Here is a 23,837-nt window from a genome sequence, read left to right as displayed (position 1 = left end):
AGTGGGGTGTTCGCTGGTTCGCACTTCGATATGTTATTATTTCAACATCTTGTTTCGAGGTAGTTAAGGCATTTCTAATTAACGTCTGGTTATTTTAAAAAAAAAGGAAAATATTTTAACCGGTAGTCTGAGACTACCGGCATAGTGGTTCGTAGACGAAGTCTACGAACAGCGTGGGAAAATATATTGTAGAAGGGGCTTTATTAACCGACATACCTGCCGGTTCAATAGTATATATTTATGGTCTTGGCAATTTCTCCATCGCGAAAAAATTATATGCTTCATTTATTCAAGATAAGCTTTTGGAGATAAAGGATATTCAAAAACGATTGAAAGGCGAGCCTACTACATTAGAAATTTGCAGACAAGCACATCAAGATTATTTACACAACCCAAGCAGAAGCAATCAAGAAAAATTAAGAATTGCTTACGAAAATGTACCCAACCATCAGAAAATATATATTGGTGATATGGACACAAAAGATATTGAAGTACGAATGATAATTTATGGGGAACAGGAAATAGAAAATTGGTCTCACTACGTGTTGGCTAAGAAAAAAGGTGAAACACTGCCAACGATTAAGTTTCCAAAGCCGAATGATAGTTAAAGTTACGCAAGGTAAAGCCTTTTTTGCGCGCAGCTACCACAATACTCCTCACTTATGGACCCCAAGCAGCCTATAATGCTTATCAATCCATTCACAACACGTACCCCATAATAGGCTGGTTATTCAGCGCGATGATCACAGGTGAGAGTGCTTGCGGCAGTGATCGGGCGGGCTGGTGTTTGTTTGTTGTGCGCAGTTCCCCGCCCCTCTGCGAGAGAGGAATCGCACGGGGGGCTTCTCTGGATAAAACATAGGCCCTGCTGCTACTGGACGTTTTTAACTTCGAATTACTACCGGCACAGTGATTTTTCGACTTAGGCTAAAATCGTGGGTTTAATTACCGGTTGATAGGTCAAAACGATACCTTCTTGAACGAACTATATTAGGAACAAAAAATATGCTTTGTGTTGGCAAGAAGCAAAATATTCTCCGATATTTAGAAAATATTAGCATGTTTCCTGATGCGATTCTACTTTCTATCTATTATTCTGGCGTTATACGTCTCACCCGCATTGGCGCAACTTAAACTTTCCATGGGTAGCCATTTTTTAACCGGGCAAAACATTAAAAAGGTAGAAGTTTCACCAGAAGATTATACGGTATGGGCGCTAAGTCAGGATCATAAAGTCTATTACAAAAAAGCTGCATCGTCTAATTTTGATTTATATACCCCGGTGAGTGGCATGCCCGTTAACGATGTGGCTGGATACACCATTGATGATATGTATTTTTTGGTTGGCAGTACAATTGTAAATGTTAGAAACGGGGTTGCCACCCAATTAACCATTCCCGACCCTTTGGTGACTCAAATCAACGGCATCGCCATTGTTGATCCGGCATATAATGCATCGCAGGATTTTTACGACTTAAAAGGTGGCTGTTTGATGATCACAACTAATAATAACGTTTACTTATTGCCCAAAGGTAATACTTCGTTTCAACAGTTTACGGGTGGGCGCCCTATACCGGCCCCATCCAACAACTGGGACTATATTCGTTCCTCGTTTAAGGGAATTTCGATGCGAAATAATATACCGAATAATTACTGTACAACTACTGCTGATTACTCGTTTTATAACATTTTTGACTTTACATTATTTGTAAATGGCGATATGAAATTCACGCCTGACAAGGGACAATTTACCGCAAGTATAATGCCGTTCCATTCTTTTGATCTATTTTCGGGTGGCCTCTACGGCTCAAATTATCGCAATTATATTGTATGGTCAAGCACCACCGGCTTGTATGCTTTTTATTCCCTTTCCTGCAATTTAACCCAACTCGTCCATCCTATAACCGAACAGGTAAATGCGATAAGTGAAGCTATGGCCCTGACTGAAATTGCCCCGCAGCACTATTTAATAGCCGGAACTAATACCGGATTACAATATACACCTAATACTATTTTTCCGACAGAAACTCAAGCTGTGAATTTGACTGCTATTAAGTTTACATCGTTCCCGGATTTTCCTGTTGTGAAAGTAAACGACGTTTTGATCGATTCACGAAAAGATCCAGAGCCATCATACTTTACGTTTGTTTGTGATAACACTGCTTACATTGCTACAGCAGATGGTGTTTACCAAGTATATTTATCTTATAATCAGCAAGGCTATGATAACCTTCGTGTTCAAAATTTTGCAACTTATGGTGGTACTACGCCAACTTATAACGCAGATGGTAACGCGGTATTTAACCGATGCGACAACGCACAGCCTGTAAATTTGCAATTGTTGAATCATCCTAATACATCGTTATTAATCAAGTGGTTTAAAGATGGTGTTGAATTGCCGGATAGGTTGAATAAACAAGCTGTAACATTTACGGATGCGGGAATTTATCACGCCGAGGTTATTTCGACATGTGAAGGTGTAGCTATAAAATCTGTCAATTTCATTATTCAATCAGCTTCTGATCCGCAAATTACATTTAACTATCCGGATAAGATTTCAATATGCGAAGGAACGTCTTACACTCTTGCAACAGGATTTTTACCGGGTTATACCTATCGTTGGTTTAAAGACGACGTACAAATATCGGGAGCTACGTCAAGCGATTACACTGCCACTCAGCCGGGACAATATCATGTTGAAGTAAGCAATTGTGGCACTTTTTATAAACAGTCAAAAACCATTACTATTTCAAGGACAGATATACCAATGCCTGTTATCACAACAGACAAAGTATCATATTGCAGTGGTGAGACTGCTATTTTATCAGTAACCAACGATAATCAGTACAATATGAAGTGGTACCTAAACGGTAATGAGCTTATCGCCAATGCCAACCAAAACACAATTTCAGTTACTACTCCCGGCGCTTATAATGCAATATTTCTGAGCAACGAATGCCAAAAGCTGTCATCGGTTTATAATCTCTCTTTTAATCAACCCATTAAATTCAATATCTTAAAAAGCAAGTCCGGATCCATTTGCTATGGGGATCGGGTAACTTTGAGTACAAGCGTTACTGCAGACTCTTATTTATGGTCGACAGGAGAAACTACGCCCCAAATATCTGTAAGCAAATCAGGGCAATATACAGTAAAGCTTAAATCTGCAGGCAGTTGCGAAACTACGCAGGCAGTAGATGTAACGGTGTTGCCTCAAGTGCAGCTTGCCGCAATTGAAAACAAAACCATCTGTACCATGGCGGGTGATAAATTGCGAATTGAGGCACAAAGCGGTTTTGTAAATTATCAATGGAACGGGCGATCTACAACCGTCAATTATCTTGATGTAACATCTCCCGGAACTTATTTATTGATTGCAACTACTGCTGATGGATGTATGGCCCAAACTACCTTCGAGGTAACACCCTGGTGCGAACAAGTTATTATCCCTAATACTTTTACACCAAACGGTGATGGAATAAATGACTTATGGGAAATAGGGGGAGTTGAACATGATGGTACAGCAACTGTTCGAATTTATAACCGATATGGGAATATATTAGTGAATAAACAGGCTAACGGATTTAAATGGGATGGAAAATTTAACGGAAAGGATTTGCCATCCGGTACCTACTATTACGAAATCAAGACAAAAAAGAGTGCTACACCGCTAAGTGGGTGGGTTGCGATAATTCGTTAAGGCTATACACCGGCTATTCGAAGGTTTTGGCTTCGAATCACTATGCTTGTAGTCCCGACTATGTATAACACCGCTACAGCAAGCGCCCCAGCTTGTAGTTAAACAACCACAACTAAAGCAACCTGTATGCAGCGAGGACTCATATAGATCATGTTTCGTCGGTGAGCTGCTCACCAGGAAATGGCAAGCTGAAACAACAGGTGGTACCTATGTTAACTTTGCTTTCGAGCCATAATTTGCCACCATTAAGCTCAATAAATTCCCGGCAAAGTACAAGGCCTAACCCGGTACCTTTTTCGGCGGCTGTGCCTGGGCTGGTGTAGCTTTCGCCTGTTAACATCAGCTTCTTTTGCATGTCATCTTCAATACCTACGCCCGTGTCTGTCACCTTGAAGATGAGCTCTTCGTGTATTTGTACCGTACTTAAAACAACGGTACTGCCCGGGTGACTGAATTTGATGGCGTTGCCCGTTAAATTGCGCAATACTGTGCCTATCATTTGTTCGTCGGTGTTAATTTTTACATCCGGGCTATCCTCTATCACAATAACGATGTTTTTGGCTAAGGCCATCGGTTCGCCAAAACGTTTGGCTACCTGTAATAACTGCATAGCGGCTACAGGTTGTGGATTGACCCGCAGAACACCGGTTTGCGCCCTGCACCAATTAAGCAGATTTTCCAATAAAAAATAAGCTTGTTTGGCAGATTGATTCATACGCACCCCCATTTGGCTTATTTTTTCTTTCTCCAGATTATTGGCATTTTTAGCGATGATTTCGCTGTACGACAATAGCGAGGTAAACGGATTTCGCAGGTCATGAGCGATGATCGAAAACAACTTGTCTCTGGTTGTATTCAATGCCTGTAATTCCTGTTCGGCAACTTTTAGGTTGGTAATGTCCTGACAAATTACCAGGTAATACTGTTCTCCCTTACCGCTGATTCGTTCTGGAATTACTTGTGTTGCGTAATAATGAATTTTATTGCCGATGGGTATTTGGAGCGTGGTTTGTTTTACTTCCACGTCCTGATGCGCCTGAAGCAACAGCAGCTCAATGTGTTCTGCAATTGATGTCGAGTCTAATGTATTATCGTTGGTGTAAATACAGGTCAGGTCGGGTCCAAAACGCATAATGAGGCCGGGCATATTTTTTGCGAGCGTTCTGTATTTTTCCTCGTTATCGGTAAGGTTTTTAAAAATCAAGTCTGTTGGCCTTGAAAATCCAGTTTCTACGTTGCCTTTATAAATTAAAATAAAGGCCAGCAATTTGGCGCAATGGCCTATGGCGTTAGCCGTACTGTAGTTAGAGATGTACAATGTAAAACAGAACTCGCTCAGTACGGTAAACAGTAGTGAAACAAATAGCAAGCGGTAAACATACAAACTGAAATGCGGCCGGTTTTTGCGTAAAAGATAGCAGGCTAAAAGTAGTATGGCTATGATGATATATTCGGCGTAAACCTTAAATGTGGTTTGCCCTTTCCCCTCAATAAAACATACCGGAAAAACAGGCCATAACAGGATAGAAAATGAAATAAGAACAGCGATGAAAAAATAACAGATCAAAATCAAGTCGGCGTTTAAACGCTTATGTTTATTGATAAAAATGAAACCTGTAACAAAAGTTAAGGCCTCGAACATCCTGGTGGCTACCCAAAATTGATTGGCGTAAAAGTGATTCTGGGGGATGATATTCATTCCTTCGTAGGTGAGGGTATGCAATAGATCAAGCGCGGCAATAGCCAGGTAAGCAATACCCACAAAAAAGAGATAGTTATTATCCTGCATTTTGCGGGCATTCCAGCTCACGATAAATACAGCGAAGGCCACCACAATAGAGAAAAGCTCGATTACGGTGTGAAAGAGTAAATAGCTTTGCCTGATGCTCAAAATGCAAATGGCAATCAGTACAATTAATGAAAATAAACTGTGATAATTTTTTTTGAAAATTAAAGCAAAGTTGAGCTTCATCAGGAGGATGTTTTGGAGTATATCACAAATTTATAATCGTTGTTGCAACTTATAGAATGTTTATAGGAAGGTATTGTATAACTTTCGGTTGTGATTCGGTTTCATTTTAATCGACACATAAAATTTGTTGTGTAAAATAATTCAAAATTTTTAGAATGGTGATATAGCAAATGTTATTTTCTGTGTAACAACGGTATATAGTGAATGTTTGTGGGAGGGGGAGTATACAGCCAATGCTATTAACGGTACAGTACATTTCGGGGGGTACTTATGATGACGTGATTTTAAGTTATTGATTATCAGTATTAAATCGTCATTGCGAGGTACGAAGCAATCTTTACATAGGCAGCGCTGCTCTGCAAGTTCGCCATATATAGCAGAGGTCGCCTCGTCGTATCTCCTTATAATGATGTCTTATTTAAGTTGTTGATTATCATTGCGTCTGTTTTTGCTCCTATAATCAGTATTCTTAACTTAGAACATTGTCCCGCTCAAACGCCGCGGGAGGGGGCTTGTCACTTTATTCACGGGTGTTTGTTTTCGGTGTGAATGAATGCTACGCAGTTTTGTCTTGATACAAAAGTAATCAAAACTAAGCGGCAGCGACCTCATGAATACCTTGAAAAACAAACAATAATGAATAAACCGACCGTAGGGAGCTCATGAACCTTAAAAAAACAAACAACAGGTGAATAACATCAAGACTGCCCGATCATTCCGCCCACAGGCCAGCTCCCGGCCCGGCGTGCAGTCGGGCTTTTGTGCACTTTCTTTATGCACCTAACGGTCTGCGAGGTTCAAACGTCATCCGTGATTTTTCCGGATGGCGTGTTGTTTATAATTAAAGTGTAATAACTCTTTAGCCAACAAGTAATTAACCGATAAACCGCGTTAGCGTTAGTAGCGGATACCGGCCAAGTGGCTAAGGCCTGCGCAGTATGAGCGGATAGCGCGGCCGGAGGCAACGCCCACATGCTTAAATAAAGGAAATTTAAAAGTCGGTTACGCGGGTGTGGATACGTTTAACGTAGTTGCGGATATCTAAAACGATGCCGGCGAAGAAGTAAAAGATAAGCGGGAAACCTACTGCCAGAAACGAGGAGTAGATAAAAAATAACCTGATTTTGGAGATGGAAATATTGAAACGCTCGCCCAGGTAAGTGCAAACCCCGAAGGAGTAACGTTCAAAAAAAGTAATTATCCGCTGCAACATAATCTTTCAAGCTAACTTTAATATTTTAATTCCAACGCCGCATTGCAGGCATTTTTTGTGATCACAATACGAGTTTTTTAATTCGAGCAAAGCCTGCGATTCGTAGGCCGTTTTAACTTTTACGCCAAGTAAAGCAAAATTATCAATTATCCGATTCTTTTCAACAGGGATAAGCTCTAAAAGTTTTAAACTCCGGTTAATATAGCGCTCCTGCTGATGGTGATTGCCATACGCAAATAAAATTAAGCATAATGTATTTAATAACAAAATGTTAACTGATGATTTGCCCAGTGTTTTGGCTACAGGTACCGATGGCTTATCAAACTGGTAATGGTTATCCCAGTAGGGGTTTACCGTTACCTCGCTAAAAAGTTTGTACAGAGCCTCGGGCTCGCGGGTGTCAAGTACTTTAGAAAACAGGTGATTTGAACGGCTCACCAGGGCGGCAAACTGGGCCAGCCGGATGGTGGGGAAGTTGAGCGGGCGCAGGCGCAAAAATTTCCACAAGTGTTTTTCGATGGGCTGAAGTTTGTACTTTTTTTGAAGAAAGCGGTATTCTGTTTTGAGGGTGTTGGGATAATCGTCCTGTAAATCGTCGGTTAAAAAGCCCGCCTGTCCAAAAATAAGGGCCTCAATTTGCATGGGGTTATTTTTGTGCTTAGCCAAAATATTCTGGGGTAATGATTTGGCTAACAACTCGAACGGCAGAGCGTTTACTTTGAAGCCAAAGTTGGCGGCCAGCACCTGGTAAAAGGTTTCTTCCCAATCGCCCCGATTGGCGGCAAGGGCTTGGTTAAGGGCTATCGAGCGGTTTTGCAGACGCTCAACCAGTACACGGGTAAGCCAGTTTTGCAAAATAAGCCCATCAATGCTGCCGATGGCTTTTTCGCAGGGGATAATTTGCTGCTCGCCAAAAATGAGGTGGTGGTAGCGTTGGTAAAGTTCGGGCGGGATGCGGTTATGCAGTTCGAGGGTAGGTATCGGGCTGCCGTTGGGATGATAAACTTCTTCGTCGTGCTTATAAACCACATGCAGTATCACATTATGATAAGCATTGTCGGTTTGGTGTCCATGTTTTTTCCATTCGGACGAACTGATGTGCACTTCGGCATTGCCAACCCAAAGGGTATTGCCAATGCGTACTTTGGCATCATGAAAATCGGGCCCGGCATGGGTGTTTTGTAACCCAGGGGAAAGGATCTCGATGGTTTCGCCGTCGGTAGTGATAAGGGCCTTCAGGTCAAAGAGCCTAAATTTCCATACATATTGGAGGAAGTCTTCGGTGAAGAGCATGGGTGGCTTTTTTGTCCATGGTCCATAGTCGATGGTCCATGGGGGGAGATGGTTTTTAGTTAATTGTTTTTAGTTTTATGGGTTATAGATGACGGTTCATCGTGTTAGCTATCTTCTTCATGATTCAGGTTGGTGATAGACGTTTGGTTTGTTATTTATTGAACGCAATTTAGATAATCTGTGTGAATTGTTATTACTCATTATATAAATTAATGAGTGGATGTGAATACAATCCGCCGCTTTTTGTTACCGCCTTTCAATTCAAACCGAATAGTTTTCTTACTATGGACCATCAACCATGGTCCAAAAAAACTAAATCACCCCCGCCTTTTCCAGCTCCAGTTGCATCTGCTGCTGCAGGCTTTGGGCTTCGGCGCGGGCCGCTTCGGCAAAGTCGCGTCCGTTGGAGGCGTAAATGATGGAGCGCGATGCGTTTACAATAAGGCCGCAATCTTTGGTAATACCATATTGGCAAACATCGGCAAGGCTGCCGCCTTGCGCGCCTACGCCGGGTACCAGCAAAAAGTGATTGGGCGCGTATTTGCGGATGTTGGTAAACTCGGTGCTTTTGGTGGCGCCTACAACAAACATCATCCTGTCGTCGCCGGCCCAGGTGGCTGCTTTTTTTACCACCTCTTCGTACAGGTATCCCCCTTTGGTAACCAGGTATTGAAAATCTTTACTACCGCTGTTTGAGGTAAGGCCTAACAGGATAACCCACTTACCATCATAGCTTAAATAGGGTGTTACGCTATCAGCCCCCATATAGGGTGCTACGGTAATGGCATCAAAACTTAGGCCCGATGATGCTTCGTCAAAAAAAGCTTTGGCATACATATCGGTGGTGTTGCCCAGGTCGCCGCGCTTGGCATCAATGATGTTTAAACACTCCTGCGGCAAATACTGCCAGGTTTTGGCTAAGCTTTGGAGCCCCTTAACACCCCGGCTCTCGTAAAAGGCCGAATTGGGCTTGTAAGATACACACAGATCGCGCGTGGCATCAATAATCTGGCGGTTAAATTCGTATACCGGGTCTTCGTGGTCTAACAGAAAAGAGGGTATCTTTTGGATATCGGTATCTAAGCCAACGCATAAAAAACTTTTTTTTATTTTTATTTGTTGGATGAGTTGCTGGCGCGATGGCATAGTTTTTGGTTGTTGTTTTGTGCAAAAAAAGTAAAATTAGGTAATACCTGCCAGTTTAAGCTATTATATTTATAAAAAAATTTGATCTTTTAAATTAATTGTCTAAAATTGTACCGTTTTCCTGAATTTCTTGCACCAAAGAATCAGTTTAAAATTTTTCCAATAATTTATTAATAATTGCAGTTTTAAAATACACGCGCTGGTTGCAAGGTAATTTCTACCCAAAAATATCCTTTTGAAATATTTATTCATCACATGTCTAACAACAATCAATTAAACGATAAGCTCGTATCGGAGTTACGCGTAATGGCCAAAAGCTTTGGTATTGCCGAGGCCGATAGCCTGAGAAAGGCCGAGCTGATTACAAAAATAGTTGAGCAGCAACAATTAATAGAAGCTGCACGCGCCCAACAAGAAGCTGTTACCTCCAATTATACTCCCGCCGCTACTACCGAAGAGGCTCCTGCAGTTACAACTGAAGAAGTTGCTGCCGTTGCCGAGTCTGACGCTAATGCCGCACCACGTAAAAGGGTACGTACCATTAAAACCAAGAACGAGCCGCGGGTTGAGGTACAGGTGAATGACACTAATTTTGATAGTCCGCTTGACCCCGAACCAGAGCCTTTAGAACAACAGCCAAAAGCTAAAAAAACTGAAACGCCTGCTACCCGGACTATCGCCGAAGCCATTGCCAAAGGGCCCGAACCACCACCCCTTGGCACCGACGGACGCCCGCAAAAATTTGAGCGCCGTTTTAACGCCAACAATACTAACGCCAACGGCAATACCAATGGTGCCGTGGCTCAGCCAAAAAACCAGGAGCCTGCCATTAACCTTGATTTTGACAATGTGATTGTTAACGAAGGTGTTTTGGAGATTATGCCCGATGGTTACGGCTTTTTACGCTCGTCTGATTATAACTACTTAACCTCGCCGGATGATATTTACGTATCGCAATCGCAAATTAAGCTGTTTGGCTTAAAAACGGGCGATACCGTAAGGGGCAGCATACGCCCACCCAAAGAAGGCGAAAAATATTTCCCGCTGGTACGTGTAGAGGCCATTAACGGCCGCATACCTGCAGAAGTACGCGATAGGGTTCCGTTTGATCACTTAACGCCACTTTTCCCATCAGAAAGGCTGAACCTGTTTACCGAAAGCGGTAATTACTCCACCCGTATTATTGATTTGTTTGCACCCATTGGTAAAGGGCAGCGTGGTTTAATTGTGGCCCAGCCTAAAACCGGTAAAACCATGTTGTTAAAGGATGTAGCCAACGCTATTGCCCGCAACCACCCCGAGGTTTACCTGATCATCTTGCTGATTGATGAGCGCCCAGAGGAGGTTACCGATATGGCCCGCAGCGTGCGCGCCGAAGTGGTATCATCAACTTTTGATGAGCCTGCCGAGCGCCATGTTAAAATAGCCAACATTGTTTTAGAAAAAGCGAAACGTATGGTTGAGTGCGGCCACGATGTAGTGATCCTGTTGGATTCTATCACCCGTTTGGCACGTGCCTACAACACTGTGGCACCAGCATCAGGTAAAATACTATCGGGTGGTGTGGATGCCAACGCGCTTCACAAACCGAAACGCTTTTTTGGAGCGGCCCGTAAAATTGAAGATGGCGGATCGTTAACCATCATCGCTACGGCACTTACCGAAACCGGATCAAAAATGGACGAGGTTATTTTTGAAGAATTTAAGGGTACCGGTAACATGGAGCTTCAACTGGATCGTAAATTATCCAACAAGCGCATCTTCCCGGCTATCGATCTTACTGCATCAAGTACCCGCCGCGACGATCTGTTGCTTGATCGCGATACACTGCAACGCATCTGGATACTACGTAACCATTTAGCCGATATGAATTCGCAGGAATCGATGGAATTCCTTCAGGCTCAAATGAGAGGAACAAAAACTAACGAAGAATTCCTGATATCCATGAATTCTTAATAGTTTTGTGTAACGGAATTATTGCGCAACCGGTAATTACACTTGATGCTCAATAATTCCGTTATAAATACATGAATCAATTTCATCCACAGCAGATGCAGCAACGAGTAAGGAAACATATTCCTAATGCTATTACCTGTGCAAATTTGTTCAGCGGCTGCTTAGGCATCGTTTTTACTTTTCAACATAATTTACTGCTTGCCGCTTACGCCATTTTTTTAGCGGCACTGTTTGATTTTTTCGACGGATTTGCCTCGCGCCTGCTGCAATCCTTTTCTGGCATAGGCAAGGATCTGGATTCGCTGGCTGACCTGGTGAGCTTCGGCGTATTGCCATCGGCCATATTGTACGAGCTTTTATTGCAGGCCCCGCAAATTGAACATGTAAGCCGTTACTTAAACTACATTGCTTTTTTAATCCCGGTATTCTCTGCCCTGCGTTTGGCTAAGTTTAATACCGACGAGCGCCAAACCGATATCTTTATCGGGCTGCCCACACCTGCCAACGCCATCCTGATAGCTTCCTTTCCGCTTATACTTTGGCAGGGCAATCCGTTTTACCGCGAATATATTTTAAACCCCTTTTTTCTGTCGTGCTTTGTGCTTATTATGTGCTCATTGCTGGTGGCCGAAATTCCTTTAATGTCGCTCAAGTTTAAAAGCCCTGATTTTCAGGAGAATATTTACCGATATTTATTGCTGATATTCTCGACAATTGCGATAGTAATTTTTAAATTTGTGGCAATTCCGGCGATTATATTTGTGTACATCGTCTTATCAGTAATCCAATTCAGATTTTCCAAATGAACAAATATCAAGCAGAAATTGATGTAATGCCTAAAAAAGAAATACTTGACCCACAAGGTAAAGCCGTAACCGGAAGTATGAAAAATATAGGCCTTTCAGAAATCCAGAATGTACGTATCGGAAAGCACATTTCGCTTGAAATTGAAGCCGCTAACGAAGAAGCCGCTACTGAGAAGGTTGAACAGGCTTGTAAAAACCTGTTAGCCAACCTGATTATGGAAAGTTATACCTTTAAACTACACCTGGTTTAAAGTTCAGCTGCTTTTGCATTCTTAATTACTTCGAGCTTAACTAAGGTAGGTGTGATGATGGCTTGTAGCTCATCAAATTTAGCTTTGATAAGTTGGCTGTCCGGTGCAGTTTTGGCCAGGGCTTCAAGTTCCTGCATCAAAGTTTGCCCACCCAACATGCCAAAAAAGCCCAGGTTGGGTTTTAATTTATGGGCAGATTGTCCGGCTGCAGCCCAATCCTGGGATTTGATGGCATGATCAATAGCCAGCATGAGCTCAGGAGTTTGTTTTAAAAATAACTCAATGGATTCAACCAGGAACTCGTTACTTCCGTCAGCAATTTCCATTAAAAAGGAGAGATCAAAATTTTGATCCGATATTTCAATTTCAGGCATATTTTATTTAATTGCACCAAAACTACAAATATAATAGAATAATTTGTTGCCGCCGGTTGGATTTTTATTGACAAGTGAGAAGTAGAATCAATAGGGCAGTGGGCAGTTATAAAGTTTATTAAAGTGCGTTATGTTTAACGCACTTTAATTGTTGGTATCGCTAAGTTTAATGATCACGCAAAAGCATTTGAAGCGTGTGTTTGTTGTGATGAGACACATACCAGTATAAGCAAGCAAGCCACTCCCTGGGGTTGCGTCATGACGCTTGATAAGATACCCTGTTTCAAAATAATTAGCAAGCCTGTCACTACAGGTTGCCCCTGTTCAGTCTTTGTCATCAGCAATGCTCACACCCCGGCATCTTCCGCAACACCTTTGCCAAAAGCTTCAACCCAATCCTTATCGCCGTCGCCTTTGGCAATGGAGGTTAATAAACGGTTGTGGGCAAGCATAGCCAGTGGCATGGGCGTTTGGCTGGTTTGCGATAGTTTAACCGCCAGGCGGGCATCTTTAAGTCCCAGGCTCGCTTTAAACCCTACGGGTTGGTACTGTTTGTTAGCAATCAGTTTGCCGTAGTTTTGGTAAATAGGGGCGTTAAATAAAGTGGCCCCAAAAAAGTTGGCAACGGCGGCACGGTCCAAGCCGTTCTTCTCGGCCAAAGTAAAGGCTTCTGCCATCATCTCAAGCGAAGCCAGTATCATAAAATTACCGGCTATCTTAACCACGTTTGCGCCACCCGGGGTTTCGCCAAAATCATAAATTCCCTGGCCGAGTGCTTCTAAAATTGGGCGGGCCATTTCTTTGGCCTTGGCACCGCCGGATGTGCATACAAATAATTTTTTTGCCGCCGCTGCTTCTGGTCTGCCAAAAACAGGGGCGGCAATGTAATGGCTCCCGGCTTGCTGGTGCAGACCGTGGAGCAGTTGGGAAGTTTCGGGCGAAATGGTACTCATGGAAATATGCACCCCGCCTTTCTGCAAGGAATGCAACAGTCCGGCTTCGCCCGAAACAGCTTCTTTTAATATTTCATCTTCCGATAGCATGGTTACCACAAACGGTACGTTTGCGGCAGCTTCGGCAGGGCTTTTACATTTGGTGATCGACGCTTGGTCGAGGTCGTCGGCTTTTTGAATGGTGCGGTTGTAAACCTGTAAGTGGTAACCCGCTTTAATTAAGTTTTGAGCCATGGGCGTACCCATGTTTCCGAGACCGATAAATCCTATTTTCATAGAGGTTTTACGTTGTGTTAATACAAAGCAAAAATCAAAAACCTGATTGATGTTTTGATGGAATTAAAACGGCGAATTGCAGATAACATTGTGCGGGGTAAAATTAATTAATATACTCCCTGTCTTCATCACTTAGTGTATCGGATTTCTTGCCGGTAGGGTTATCGAGCGATGGGTGCGTGTTGTCAAATTTTACCTTTCGCGGCCTACCTATCAGGAAGCCTATTACAAAACCAGCAATGGCCATCAGCGCCATAATAATGAGGTTTGAAATGTAGAACTGTGAAAACAGTACCGTAAATTTTACATCCTGGTTGTTCTGCATAATAATGACAGTTAGCAGAATGGTGATGACGATGAGGAAGATGGTTTTGATGCGCATAGTTAAATAGTGAACAGATAAACCAATATCGGGTTTTAAAAATTTAATAAAGCATCAGTAGTAAAAAATAATGTACCGCTTTGTTGTTTCGGCGATTAATGGAGAAAGGTGAGTTTGGGAGAAATATATGATACTATATTATACAGTAGGGCCCGATCTGGATCGAGATATTTAGTATGCTTTTTTATCAAAAAGTAGAATTGCCAAGAACACTTGTTTTGAGTGATTACGGCTTTGTAGGATGAGTATGTTGGTACCTCTTCAGGCGGTTCAATGGACATTGCCTTGGGTCGATACAATGCAGCTCGCTGATCGTCCCGGAAGGGTGAGTTGAAAAGTTGCTTTTTGAAAAAAAAGATTTTTTTGTTGATGGCAATGGAGTTCCTAAAGAGCATTGCCGAAATTTGATTCTTCCTCTTGAGATGCGCGTAGAGATGGGGCTTTTTGGAGCGGTTTATCAATGACATGATGAGATGCTATTGCATATTCGTTGCACAGCGACACAGGCACTCGCAACCGCGCTGAAAATGCCGAACCTCGCCCGGTAATGAAATTGGATTGGTATTCAAAAGTGATTTTTGTTGACGGTAATTAAACCATTAAACGAGCATCGGCCAAATGCAACTCCGTTCTTGAGAGTTACTAATGGGTATGTTTTTTCGGGTGGCTCGAAACCGATATTTCAGAAAGTCATTATATGCTCTTCGGGCCGCTGTAATGAGAGCGCATCCGCACTATCCGGTACCGCCTATTTTTCTTGAGACGGGAGTTGGAAATCGACTTGGTTTTCTTTTGATGTGAGCTGGACTTTTAAAGTGCACTGTTCAAGTAGGGATTCCCTCTGGAGAGTGGTAGATGGATATGCTCTTCGGTCGGTTTACCGGCGTATTTAGGACACAGCCAAGTGCTCGTATACTGGCGATCGATACACCAGCGGCGACACCGTCAAACCCGGCCTTCTCTGTATCGATACATCAGCTGAAACCTCCATCCAAAATTGATTTTCAGCAGATGAAATCGAACTCAAAAAGTTCTTGGCTCCGTGCGATTTCCCCCCGGGTATGGCCGGGAATTTGTATTGACTTCTATTAAATAGGAGAGATGTTACCGGAAGCTATAAGTGAGTATAGATTTTCCAGTGATCTTAAAACACCCAACGTTTGTTGCTATTTCTTCTCTGACAACGGCATGCTGCTGCTTGTACCAATGGCTGATCATAGCTTTGGACGTATATAGAAGTATAGTTTTAATTTTAATCAGTTTGGGCCGATATTAACAATCGATGACTGGATTCTCTTGTTTTTCAATTTGTTATGTGTATATGGATCCCTGGGTTAATCTAAGTCGATTTTTTGGGTTTTTTTGCCGTTGCCGAAAACCTGATATGCATCTGGCTTTTTTTCTGGTTTTTGATTTTGTAACCTGATACACTAAGTCACCATATTCGCCATCAGCACTTAGGGCCAAGTATTGGTTTATTTAAAATGGATTAGGTACTGATTATAAAACAGTAAGGCGTTTTGTTACACTGGCGAAAATTGATTGCTAAATTTATTAGTTATTTGGTTTTTTAGTTAAATTTATTTACTTAAATTGATTGATTCGTTAAATAGTATATCAATTTGAATTATAAGGTTATAATTTAAATTGATATTGTTTTTATGTGAGATTTTGAGTTTTATTTTACGGGTTTTTATGCGGATTTAGAATTTTATTTCGATTTGGTTAAACGTACACTAAGTTGAAGGATGAATTTGCGTGTGTGCGATTATTTTCTCCAGAATGGTTTATGGGTCGTAGCGATGGTTAGAGTTGCTTAAACGGGCTAAAAATAGGCCGTGGATAAAGTCTTGTAATCGGCGAGTGATGTGGTGTTAAGTTGTTGGGCGACGTACAGTACCGGGGGCGGAATAAATCGTTATCGTCCGAAACTGAATGTTGCTTTTGTAAATAGATGGTTAAGAGCCATGGCTTAATAGCGTAGTTAAATTCCTGGAGTTGGATATAGCAATATCACGCATATATTCAGGGTTAAAAAAGTGGATTTTTTTGCTGCGCTTAAAGAATGATTTGCTCAATTTAGCCATAACCGGATAGGTTGGTTTTCTTCGGTTGTTACATCTATACAACCTTTGCTATGCCGATATGGAGTAACGATTTTAGGGCGATAAATTTAGATAGATGAGTAACGTTTTTGATGCCTAAATGGAGTAGTGTAATTCATTTCCTCAAGGCTTATTCAGCGCGATCGTTCTGCTTTTTCTATCGTGCTTCAGCTGTTTTTTTGATGGCATTTCACCGGTTGAAACTATGTTGAGACTCCGGGGCATAACTATGATTACTTAATATTGGTGGGTATAGGTTATGATGGATTTTAGACTGGGTATGGTATGATAAATTTCTTAATGGGGACAGTTTCGGAGGAGTGATTCTGTTTATATTTCAGCCTCAGGATTTGTGCTTCTTGAAAGGTTTGTGGAGATTTTTTTACTAAAGAAAATAAATATCTGGAGGTTAAACAGATCAGATTTATTCGAGATGTTTTGCTATTAAACATTGACGCTAAGCGGAACTATTTTATTTTTTTTAGCGTTAGCGATTGCAGTGGATACCGGCCATGTGGCTAAGGCCTGCGCAGTATGAACGAAAAGCGCGACCCGAAGGGAAACGCCATAACGGAACGAGAAGGGGCGATAGAAAATATGCAGGAGGCAGAACGTAGGAAGGGAAAAATAGGAACGGATAGAGTGATGAGATTGGGTGTGAGGGCTACAAGATGCATACAAGCGGCGGGATCAGGGAGTGATATAAAGCCGGTGAACGAGGGATGATAAGTTGCTTTTTATTTTAAATTTTTATCAAAATTTTCACTGTTGCATTTTCGGCAACATGGTATTAAAGGCACCTGTTTCAGGATGCCTTTCTGCGGTTGATTACCTGGGTTTGTACTATAGGGAAAAGAAAAATAGTTGACAGGATGATCACGGCCCCGGCCCAAAATCCGATGGTCATTTTGCCCAGGTCGCCAAAAAAAACGAATGCCATGATGATGCCATATACCGGCTCAAGGTTGGTGATAAGTGCTACCCTAAAGGCCGAAAGTTCTTTCATTACCGATACCCCGGCTACGTAGGCAAGGGAGGTACACACCGTGCCGAGTATTAAAAGATAGCCCATATCTGATGGTATAAGCTTCATATCGCTGTTAAAGCCCCCGGTAAAAAGCAGGTAAATACTGATCCAGAATAGGGCGCCCATCAATTCGTAAAAAGCAATTACCGGGGCTTGGCGTTGTTTAATTTGTTTGGAGTTGATGATGGAAAACAAGCTGGCGAAAGATGCGCTTGCCAAACCCAGGATGATACCCAAAGTGTATTGAGTTTCGAATTTGAAAATTAAAAAGATACCGCAAATGATGAACAGGCCGGCCATGATTTCCAGTTTCGAGATCTTTTTTTTGCTGAGTAGGGGCTCGAAAATTGCGGTGAATAAAGTGATGGATGATAGGCATACCAGCGTTACCGATACCGTTGATGATTTAATGGATTGGAAGAACAGGAGCCAGTGGCCGCCTACCAGCGCGCCGGTAAAAAACAGCCTTAAGAAAGTGCTGCGGTTTACCTTAATATCGGTACGGTTAAATTTAAACCAGGCAAACAGAGTAACAAGGGCTATAAGCACACGGTACCACACCAGGTATACAGAATGTACATGGATAAGCGCGCCCAGTATGCCTGTAAAACCCCATATAAAAACGGTGAAATGCAGTATCAGCAGGTTCTTGTTCAGCCCGCTTTTGGTAGTAGTTAAAGTTGTCATTAGTGTTATTTAGGGGCCTTGCGTAAAAGATAATAGCCTAACAGGCCGAATAAGGTATTGGGGATAAACACCGCGATAATAGGCGGTAAGCCGCCTTTAAGCGAGAATACGACCGCGAACTGATCAACCACGATATAGGCGAAACATAAGAAAAAGCCTATACCTAACGGTAAACCAACGCCGCCGCGCACCTTGCGGGATGATAGCGAAACGCCTATGAGGGTAAGCACAAAGGAGGCCATGGGGTGTACAAAGCGTTTGTATTTTTCAATCAGCATATCGTTAATTACGCCCGTGCCGCGGTACTCTTCTTTTTTGATGTTATTGTCGAGCTCTTTCCGGGACATGGCACTATAGATGTTGTTATGCAGCACAAAATCTGCCGGAACCATATCCAGTACGGTATCCTTTTTCTCACCATGCACCATCTTTTCGCGCAGTCCGTTTACGTAGCGGGTGTCAAATTGCTGGATAGACCATACCCTTTTCAACGAGTCGTAAACTATTTTATTGGCCGTTAATTTCTGTTTTAAAACATCGCCGTCAAACTTTTCGAGGGTAAACTGGTAGCCTGTTTTACTGGCATTATCAAACGATTGCATGTATACAAAAGTATGCTCGTCCAGTTTGATATGCACATCGCTTTTAGTAGGATCTTCGAGTACTACGTAAGCATTTTCAAAAGTGATTTTAAGTTTGTTGGTAAAGGGGATGAGGTAGATATCGGCCAGTAAGGACACAATAAATATGAGCGAAGCGCAAATAAAGTACGGCCTTAAAAAGCGGTTAAAGCTGGCCCCGCTACTGAGTACGGGTACAATTTCGGTTTGGTTTGCCATTTTGGCCGTGAAAAATATGACCGCCAAAAAGTTAATGAGTGGCGATAGCATATCGATATAAAAGGGAATACTACCGGCGTAATACTCAAAAATAATCTCTTTTAAGGATACGTTGTTCTTTAAAAAGTTATCCAGTTTTTCGGATACATCAAAAACAACAATCACCACAATAAAAATAGCAATGGTAAACACAAAGGTGCCCAGGTATTTTTTGATGATGTACCAGTCGAAAATTTTGATGTATTTGCCTAACATGTACTATAAGCGTTGAGAGAGTGATTTAACCATGGTGTTTTTCCAGTTGTAAAATTCGCCCGAAATGATTTTTTCCCTGGCCTGCTTAACCAGCCAAAGGTAAAAATGCAGATTATGCAAGGTAGCAATTTGAGCGCCAAGCATCTCTCCGGAGTGAATGAGGTGGCGAAGATACGCTTTTGAATAGCTTATATCGGCAAAAAGGTCGCTATCCTCGTCAATGGCCGAGAAGTCGTTCTTCCATTTTTCGTTCTTGATGTTGATAATACCGTTTTTAGTGAACAGCATACCGTTGCGGCCATTGCGGGTAGGCATTACGCAATCAAACATATCAATACCCAGGGCAATGTTTTCCAGTAGGTTTACCGGGGTACCCACCCCCATCAGGTAGCGGGGCTTTTCTTCGGGTAAAATATTGCATACTACTTCCGTCATGGCGTACATCTCTTCGGCCGGCTCACCAACAGATAAGCCGCCAATGGCGTTGCCTTCGCGCTCGAAGGATGCAATCACCTCTGCCGATTTTACCCTCAGATCCTTATATACCGAGCCCTGCACAATAGGGAACAGGGTTTGGTTGTAACCATATTTAGGTTCGGTTTCGTCAAAACGGGTGCAGCAGCGCTGTAGCCAACGGTGCGTCATCTCGATAGATCGGCGCGCGTAGCCGTAATCGCAGGGGTAGGGGGTACACTCATCAAAGGCCATGATAATATCGGCGCCTATGGTGCGCTGTATATCCATCACGTTTTCGGGTGTAAACAGGTGTTTGGAGCCATCGATATGGGAGCGAAAGGTAACCCCTTCCTCCTTAATTTTGCGCACTTCGGTTAACGAGTATACCTGGTAACCGCCGCTATCGGTTAAAATTGGGCCGTCCCAGCCGTTAAATTTATGCAGTCCGCCTGCCCGTTCAAGGGTATCCAAACCGGGGCGCAAGTATAAATGGTAGGTATTACCCAGGATAATTTGCGCCTCAATATCCTGCTTTAATTCGCGCTGGTGTACGGCTTTAACCGTTCCGGCGGTGCCTACAGGCATAAATATAGGCGTTTGTATGGTGCCATGATCCGTAGTTATCTCGCCCGCGCGGGCTTTTGATGACGGATCGGTTGCTGTTAATTTGAATTTCATTTAGGGAGGCAAAAATAGCAAATAAAGCCCTTATTTATAAGGTGAATTATTTTATCAATACCAAGGTAAATTCGTCTAATTTTAACAAATTTGCTCCCTGTAATTAAGTACCCCGTTTTGGAAGTTTATATTAAAGATATATTATTCGTTGTTTTCCTGCTTTGTTTTATAGCCCAGCTGTATTATCTGATAGCCAATCATAATCGCCTGGCAAGGTACAAGCCCCAAAACGATACCCCGGTTGGCCAGTTACCGGTATCGGTTATTATAGCCGCCCGTAACGAATATGCTAACTTAAAGCATAACCTGCCCCTTATTTTAGATCAGGATTATCCCGAGTACGAGGTGATTGTTGTGAACGATTGCTCGTTTGACCATACCGACGAGTTACTCAATATTTACGAAAAGCAATACCCTAAACTTAGGATAGTAACCATTGAGGAACACCCCCGCTTTAAAACCGGCAAAAAATTTGCCCTTACCCTGGGCATTAAAGCTGCCCGGTATGAGCACCTGCTGTTTACCGACGCCGACTGCGAACCCACATCAAGCCATTGGATAAGCCGGATGGCCAGTAAGTTTAAAGGAGATGTGTCTATTGTTTTAGGTTACTCGCCATACCAACGCAGCCGTGGCCTGCTTAACCTGTTCGCCCGGTTTGAAACCCTCAAAACGGCCATTAATTATTTATCTGCCGCGCTAAGTGGCGATGCCTATATGGGTATTGGCCGCAACCTGGCCTATACCAAAACCTTGTTTTTTAAAAATAAGGGCTTTGCAGCGCATATGCACATCCTATCTGGCGATGATGATTTGTTTGTAAATCAAAACGCTACCCCGGCTAACCTTGATATTGAGATACACCCCGATGCGCATACCCAAAGCGAGGTTAAGCCAACGTTACGATCCTACTACCGGCAAAAAAAGCGTCACATGGGCGTGGGTAAGTTGTATAAAAGCAAACACCGCCGGTTTTTGAGTTTTGATGCCCTGAGCGGCTTTGTTTACTACGGTTTGTTTATTTATTTGTTAACCATCCAATTGGAGCCCCTGCTGATTCTTGGTTTATATCTGTTCAGGCTAATTCTACAGGTGGTTATCTATAATAAGGTATTTACCAAATTGCGCTGCGCCGACTTGATCTGGTGGTTGCCCATATTCGATTTTGTTTATTACTTATATTTAAACATATTTGGCTTAATAGGTACCTTTACTAAAACGAAGCAATGGAAGTAAATGCTAACTTTTCTGAAAATGCTAAAAACGACTTTAAGTTAGTTAACAAAGCCCGCGAGGGCGACCAAAAGGCCTTTGCTGAATTGATGCACCGCTATAAGGATTCGATCTACTTTATGGCCCTTAAAATGGTGAATAACAAGGAGGACGCCATGGACCTTACGGTAGAAACCTTTGCCAAAGCCTTTGAAAAGCTTGATCGTTACCAACCCGAATATGCCTTTAGTACCTGGCTTTTTCGTGTAGGTACCAATAATTGTATTGATTTTATCCGCAAAAAGAAACTCAATACCACCTCTATCAACAGTATGGTTGATGAGGACGGCGACGACCGGCAGCTGCAAATTAAATCGGACGCGCTGAACCCGGAAGAGGTTTCGATGAAGCGCGAACAAACCCAGCTACTCAAACTCCTGATAGACGGCCTGCCACCGCGCTACCGTAACCTCATCGTGTTGCGCTATTTTGATGAGCTATCGTATGAGGAAATTGCCGAGCAGCTCGACCTGCCTCTGGGTACCGTTAAAGCGCAACTATTTAGGGCCAGGTACCTGTTAAGCAACATTGTAAACGCGCGCAACCGTGATGACATCTGATATCATAACCAAATACTTCCCGGCTTTAACCCACTTACAGCAAAGCCAATATGCCCGGTTGTTAGATCTGTATATCCATTGGAATAACCAGATCAACGTGATATCCCGTAAGGATATCGACCTGCTTTTTGAGCGCCATGTACTGCACTCCTTGGGTATTGCTAAGGTAATGCCCTTTTTACCCGGCGAGCAGGTGCTTGATGTAGGTACCGGCGGCGGTTTTCCAGGCATCCCGCTTGCTATCATGTTCCCCGAGACCGAGTTTCATCTGGTTGATTCGATAGGAAAAAAAATCAAGGTAGTAACCGAAGTGGCCGCTGCCCTGGGCCTGCAAAACGTAAAGGCATCCCACAACCGTGCCGAGGAGATACCCGGCAAGTTTGATTTTGTGGTATCGCGAGCGGTAACGCAGCTCAAAGATTTTTATCCCTGGGTAAAAGATAAGTTTAACAAAACATCCAAAAACACGCTGACCAACGGCATACTCTACCTCAAAGGGGGCGACTTGGGCCAGGAGATCAAAGAATCGGCCCTCAAGGTAAAGCAATACCACTTGAAAGACTATTTTGACGAAGAGTTTTTTGAAACCAAACAGGTGATTTATGTGAAGGGCTGAGGAGCTAAAACCGCTAAAAAATCCGTCACTCCATCCACAAATCAATCACTCAAAAATCAATCATTCAATCATTAAAAAAACTCAATCCATCAATATCCCTTCGATATCGTCGAACGTGTTGTTCGTAGACTTTGTCTACGAACCTGTATGCGGGTAGTCTCCGACTACCGGCTAACATTAAACTCTTTGTACTTGGCCAAAATCATCACCGGTAGTCGGAGACTACCCGCATAGTCGTTCGAAGTCAGAGACTTCGAACAGCGATTTCGGACAGCGACAGGGTTCAAACCGCTAAAAAATCCGTCATCCCTCCATAATCAATCACTCAAAAATCAATCATTCAATCAATAAAAAACTCAATCCATCAATATCCCTGCGATATCGTCGAAGCCTTTTTCCAGGGCCAGGTCTGCGGGTACTTTGCCGCCTTCCATGCGGGCATCAATGGCGGCGTTGTTTTCGAGCAGCATAATCAGTATCTCAACGTTGCCGTTTTGGGCAGCTGAGTGCAGGGGCGTTACGCCCAATTGCTGTTTAACGTTTACGTTGGCACCGTGCTCAATCAGCAGGCGGGTAATTTCAGTTTGGTTGGCGGCCACGGCGGAGTGGAGGGGCGTGACGTGGAAGCCATTGCGCGACGACAGGTTGACATCGGCCCCACTGCTGATCAAAAAGCTGGCCACCTGGGGCTGGCCAAAATAGCAGGCCAGGCCGAGGGGTGTAAAGCCATCGGTCGAAAACTCGTTCACCATGCCGGGCTGTTCGGCCAGCAGGCGGCTCAGCACATCGAGCCTGCCGGTGGCGGCGGCTTCAAACAGGCTCAGCTGACTAATGTATTGGCTTAAAAGGGCTATAACCTGGGGCTTGCGGTAGTAGCAGGCCAGCATCAGGGCCGATACGCCTGCGCTGGTAACACTGCCAGCCAGGGCGGGTTCATGGTTAAGCAGGGCGGTTAAGCCTTCAATGTTACTTGTTTCAATGTATTGTTCCAGAGTAGCAGCATTCATCGATTTCAATATT

The 23,837-nt window shown here is 43.1% G+C and carries 19 protein-coding genes; 8 read left to right on the top strand and 11 right to left on the bottom strand.

The annotated features are described in order from the left end of the window. Positions 1-173 precede the first annotated feature (173 nt). Both MUCPA_RS05070 and MUCPA_RS05065 read left to right on the top strand, forming a co-directional pair. Positions 174-608 (top strand): DUF7639 domain-containing protein, encoded by a 435-nt coding sequence (locus tag MUCPA_RS05070; protein WP_008504855.1) that lies wholly within the window; start codon positions 174-176, stop codon positions 606-608. 461 nt (positions 609-1,069) lie between these two features. After that, positions 1,070-3,700: a T9SS type B sorting domain-containing protein gene (locus MUCPA_RS05065; RefSeq protein ID WP_008504854.1), complete on the top strand. Its 2,631-nt coding sequence runs from the start codon at positions 1,070-1,072 to the stop codon at positions 3,698-3,700. Positions 3,701-3,848: 148 nt separating this feature from the next. Here MUCPA_RS05065 and MUCPA_RS05060 read toward each other — a convergent pair whose 3' ends face one another. The 4 genes from MUCPA_RS05060 to pyrF all read right to left on the bottom strand — a co-directional run bounded on the left by MUCPA_RS05060 (position 3,849) and on the right by pyrF (position 9,324). Then, a complete protein-coding gene (locus MUCPA_RS05060; RefSeq protein ID WP_008504853.1) occupies positions 3,849-5,672 on the bottom strand; it encodes a sensor histidine kinase in 1,824 nt (607 codons plus the stop codon). 991 nt (positions 5,673-6,663) lie between these two features. Next, positions 6,664-6,885 carry a PspC domain-containing protein gene (locus MUCPA_RS05055; RefSeq protein ID WP_008504852.1) on the bottom strand — a complete coding sequence of 74 codons (222 nt, stop codon included), beginning with the start codon at positions 6,883-6,885 and terminating at the stop codon, positions 6,664-6,666. Between the two features lie 6 nt (positions 6,886-6,891). Next, positions 6,892-8,178 (bottom strand): DUF2851 family protein, encoded by a 1,287-nt coding sequence (locus MUCPA_RS05050; RefSeq protein WP_008504851.1) that lies wholly within the window; start codon positions 8,176-8,178, stop codon positions 6,892-6,894. Positions 8,179-8,490: 312 nt separating this feature from the next. After that, positions 8,491-9,324 (bottom strand): orotidine-5'-phosphate decarboxylase, encoded by an 834-nt coding sequence (pyrF, locus tag MUCPA_RS05045; RefSeq protein ID WP_008504849.1) that lies wholly within the window; start codon positions 9,322-9,324, stop codon positions 8,491-8,493. A gap of 255 nt (positions 9,325-9,579) precedes the next feature. On the opposite strand from pyrF, the gene rho reads away from it, so the two are divergent. The 3 genes from rho to purS all read left to right on the top strand — a co-directional run bounded on the left by rho (position 9,580) and on the right by purS (position 12,337). Next, positions 9,580-11,280 (top strand): transcription termination factor Rho, encoded by a 1,701-nt coding sequence (rho, locus tag MUCPA_RS05040; protein ID WP_008504847.1) that lies wholly within the window; start codon positions 9,580-9,582, stop codon positions 11,278-11,280. A gap of 71 nt (positions 11,281-11,351) precedes the next feature. After that, positions 11,352-12,086: a CDP-diacylglycerol--serine O-phosphatidyltransferase gene (gene pssA / locus MUCPA_RS05035; protein WP_008504845.1), complete on the top strand. Its 735-nt coding sequence runs from the start codon at positions 11,352-11,354 to the stop codon at positions 12,084-12,086. Then, complete coding sequence (purS, locus tag MUCPA_RS05030; RefSeq protein ID WP_008504842.1) at positions 12,083-12,337, top strand: phosphoribosylformylglycinamidine synthase subunit PurS; 255 nt, start codon at positions 12,083-12,085, stop codon at positions 12,335-12,337. Before pssA ends, purS begins: the two co-directional genes overlap by 4 nt. Here purS and MUCPA_RS05025 read toward each other — a convergent pair. The 6 genes from MUCPA_RS05025 to tgt form a co-directional block, all read right to left on the bottom strand. Next, complete coding sequence (locus MUCPA_RS05025) at positions 12,334-12,711, bottom strand: Hpt domain-containing protein (protein ID WP_008504840.1); 378 nt, start codon at positions 12,709-12,711, stop codon at positions 12,334-12,336. The two genes, purS and MUCPA_RS05025, sit on opposite strands and share 4 nt — an antisense overlap. Before the next feature lie 347 nt (positions 12,712-13,058). Further along, a complete protein-coding gene (locus tag MUCPA_RS05020) occupies positions 13,059-13,940 on the bottom strand; it encodes an NAD(P)-dependent oxidoreductase (RefSeq protein WP_008504838.1) in 882 nt (293 codons plus the stop codon). 103 nt (positions 13,941-14,043) lie between these two features. Next, positions 14,044-14,322, bottom strand: a complete 279-nt coding sequence (locus MUCPA_RS05015; RefSeq protein ID WP_008504836.1) for a LapA family protein — start codon at positions 14,320-14,322, stop codon at positions 14,044-14,046. Between the two features lie 2,910 nt (positions 14,323-17,232). Beyond that, positions 17,233-18,141, bottom strand: coding sequence for a DMT family transporter (locus MUCPA_RS05000; protein ID WP_008504833.1), 909 nt, complete (start codon positions 18,139-18,141; stop codon positions 17,233-17,235). 5 nt (positions 18,142-18,146) lie between these two features. Continuing rightward, positions 18,147-19,235 (bottom strand): LptF/LptG family permease, encoded by a 1,089-nt coding sequence (locus MUCPA_RS04995; RefSeq protein ID WP_008504832.1) that lies wholly within the window; start codon positions 19,233-19,235, stop codon positions 18,147-18,149. Between the two features lie 3 nt (positions 19,236-19,238). After that, a complete protein-coding gene (gene tgt / locus MUCPA_RS04990; protein ID WP_008504831.1) occupies positions 19,239-20,369 on the bottom strand; it encodes a tRNA guanosine(34) transglycosylase Tgt in 1,131 nt (376 codons plus the stop codon). Between the two features lie 117 nt (positions 20,370-20,486). Between tgt and MUCPA_RS04985 the strand changes: the two genes are divergently transcribed. From MUCPA_RS04985 to rsmG, 3 genes are read left to right on the top strand one after another with little or no spacing between them, the layout of a single operon-like run. Then, positions 20,487-21,605: a glycosyltransferase gene (locus tag MUCPA_RS04985; RefSeq protein ID WP_040625722.1), complete on the top strand. Its 1,119-nt coding sequence runs from the start codon at positions 20,487-20,489 to the stop codon at positions 21,603-21,605. Beyond that, the gene (locus MUCPA_RS04980; RefSeq protein ID WP_008504829.1) at positions 21,596-22,201 is read left to right on the top strand and encodes a sigma-70 family RNA polymerase sigma factor; all 606 of its coding nucleotides are present in this window, start codon (positions 21,596-21,598) and stop codon (positions 22,199-22,201) included. The genes MUCPA_RS04985 and MUCPA_RS04980 overlap by 10 nt, the downstream gene beginning before the upstream one ends. Continuing rightward, positions 22,191-22,817, top strand: coding sequence for a 16S rRNA (guanine(527)-N(7))-methyltransferase RsmG (rsmG, locus tag MUCPA_RS04975; RefSeq protein ID WP_008504828.1), 627 nt, complete (start codon positions 22,191-22,193; stop codon positions 22,815-22,817). The genes MUCPA_RS04980 and rsmG overlap by 11 nt, the downstream gene beginning before the upstream one ends. A 356-nt stretch (positions 22,818-23,173) precedes the next feature. Here the strand turns inward: rsmG and MUCPA_RS04970 are convergent, their stop codons facing one another. Next, the gene (locus MUCPA_RS04970; RefSeq protein ID WP_008504827.1) at positions 23,174-23,824 is read right to left on the bottom strand and encodes an ankyrin repeat domain-containing protein; all 651 of its coding nucleotides are present in this window, start codon (positions 23,822-23,824) and stop codon (positions 23,174-23,176) included. Positions 23,825-23,837: the final 13 nt, after the last annotated feature.

The organism is Mucilaginibacter paludis DSM 18603 (assembly GCF_000166195.2).
Lineage (GTDB): Bacteria > Bacteroidota > Bacteroidia > Sphingobacteriales > Sphingobacteriaceae > Mucilaginibacter > Mucilaginibacter paludis.
Note: the sequence above shows the minus strand (reverse complement) of the source record. Positions and strands in the feature narration are given on the sequence as shown.

What these genes read in the sequence shown, in the direction of transcription:
- MUCPA_RS05065 (WP_008504854.1), top strand. Translation starts at nt 1,070, where the DNA reads ATGCGATTCTACTTTCTATCTATTATTCTGGCGTTATACGTCTCACCC.
- MUCPA_RS05060 (WP_008504853.1), bottom strand. Translation starts at nt 5,672, where the DNA reads ATGAAGCTCAACTTTGCTTTAATTTTCAAAAAAAATTATCACAGTTTA.
- MUCPA_RS05055 (WP_008504852.1), bottom strand. Translation starts at nt 6,885, where the DNA reads ATGTTGCAGCGGATAATTACTTTTTTTGAACGTTACTCCTTCGGGGTT.
- MUCPA_RS05050 (WP_008504851.1), bottom strand. Translation starts at nt 8,178, where the DNA reads ATGCTCTTCACCGAAGACTTCCTCCAATATGTATGGAAATTTAGGCTC.
- pyrF (WP_008504849.1), bottom strand. Translation starts at nt 9,324, where the DNA reads ATGCCATCGCGCCAGCAACTCATCCAACAAATAAAAATAAAAAAAAGT.
- rho (WP_008504847.1), top strand. Translation starts at nt 9,580, where the DNA reads ATGTCTAACAACAATCAATTAAACGATAAGCTCGTATCGGAGTTACGC.
- pssA (WP_008504845.1), top strand. Translation starts at nt 11,352, where the DNA reads ATGAATCAATTTCATCCACAGCAGATGCAGCAACGAGTAAGGAAACAT.
- purS (WP_008504842.1), top strand. Translation starts at nt 12,083, where the DNA reads ATGAACAAATATCAAGCAGAAATTGATGTAATGCCTAAAAAAGAAATA.
- MUCPA_RS05025 (WP_008504840.1), bottom strand. Translation starts at nt 12,711, where the DNA reads ATGCCTGAAATTGAAATATCGGATCAAAATTTTGATCTCTCCTTTTTA.
- MUCPA_RS05020 (WP_008504838.1), bottom strand. Translation starts at nt 13,940, where the DNA reads ATGAAAATAGGATTTATCGGTCTCGGAAACATGGGTACGCCCATGGCT.
- MUCPA_RS05015 (WP_008504836.1), bottom strand. Translation starts at nt 14,322, where the DNA reads ATGCGCATCAAAACCATCTTCCTCATCGTCATCACCATTCTGCTAACT.
- MUCPA_RS05000 (WP_008504833.1), bottom strand. Translation starts at nt 18,141, where the DNA reads ATGACAACTTTAACTACTACCAAAAGCGGGCTGAACAAGAACCTGCTG.
- MUCPA_RS04995 (WP_008504832.1), bottom strand. Translation starts at nt 19,235, where the DNA reads ATGTTAGGCAAATACATCAAAATTTTCGACTGGTACATCATCAAAAAA.
- tgt (WP_008504831.1), bottom strand. Translation starts at nt 20,369, where the DNA reads ATGAAATTCAAATTAACAGCAACCGATCCGTCATCAAAAGCCCGCGCG.
- MUCPA_RS04980 (WP_008504829.1), top strand. Translation starts at nt 21,596, where the DNA reads ATGGAAGTAAATGCTAACTTTTCTGAAAATGCTAAAAACGACTTTAAG.
- rsmG (WP_008504828.1), top strand. Translation starts at nt 22,191, where the DNA reads ATGACATCTGATATCATAACCAAATACTTCCCGGCTTTAACCCACTTA.
- MUCPA_RS04970 (WP_008504827.1), bottom strand. Translation starts at nt 23,824, where the DNA reads ATGAATGCTGCTACTCTGGAACAATACATTGAAACAAGTAACATTGAA.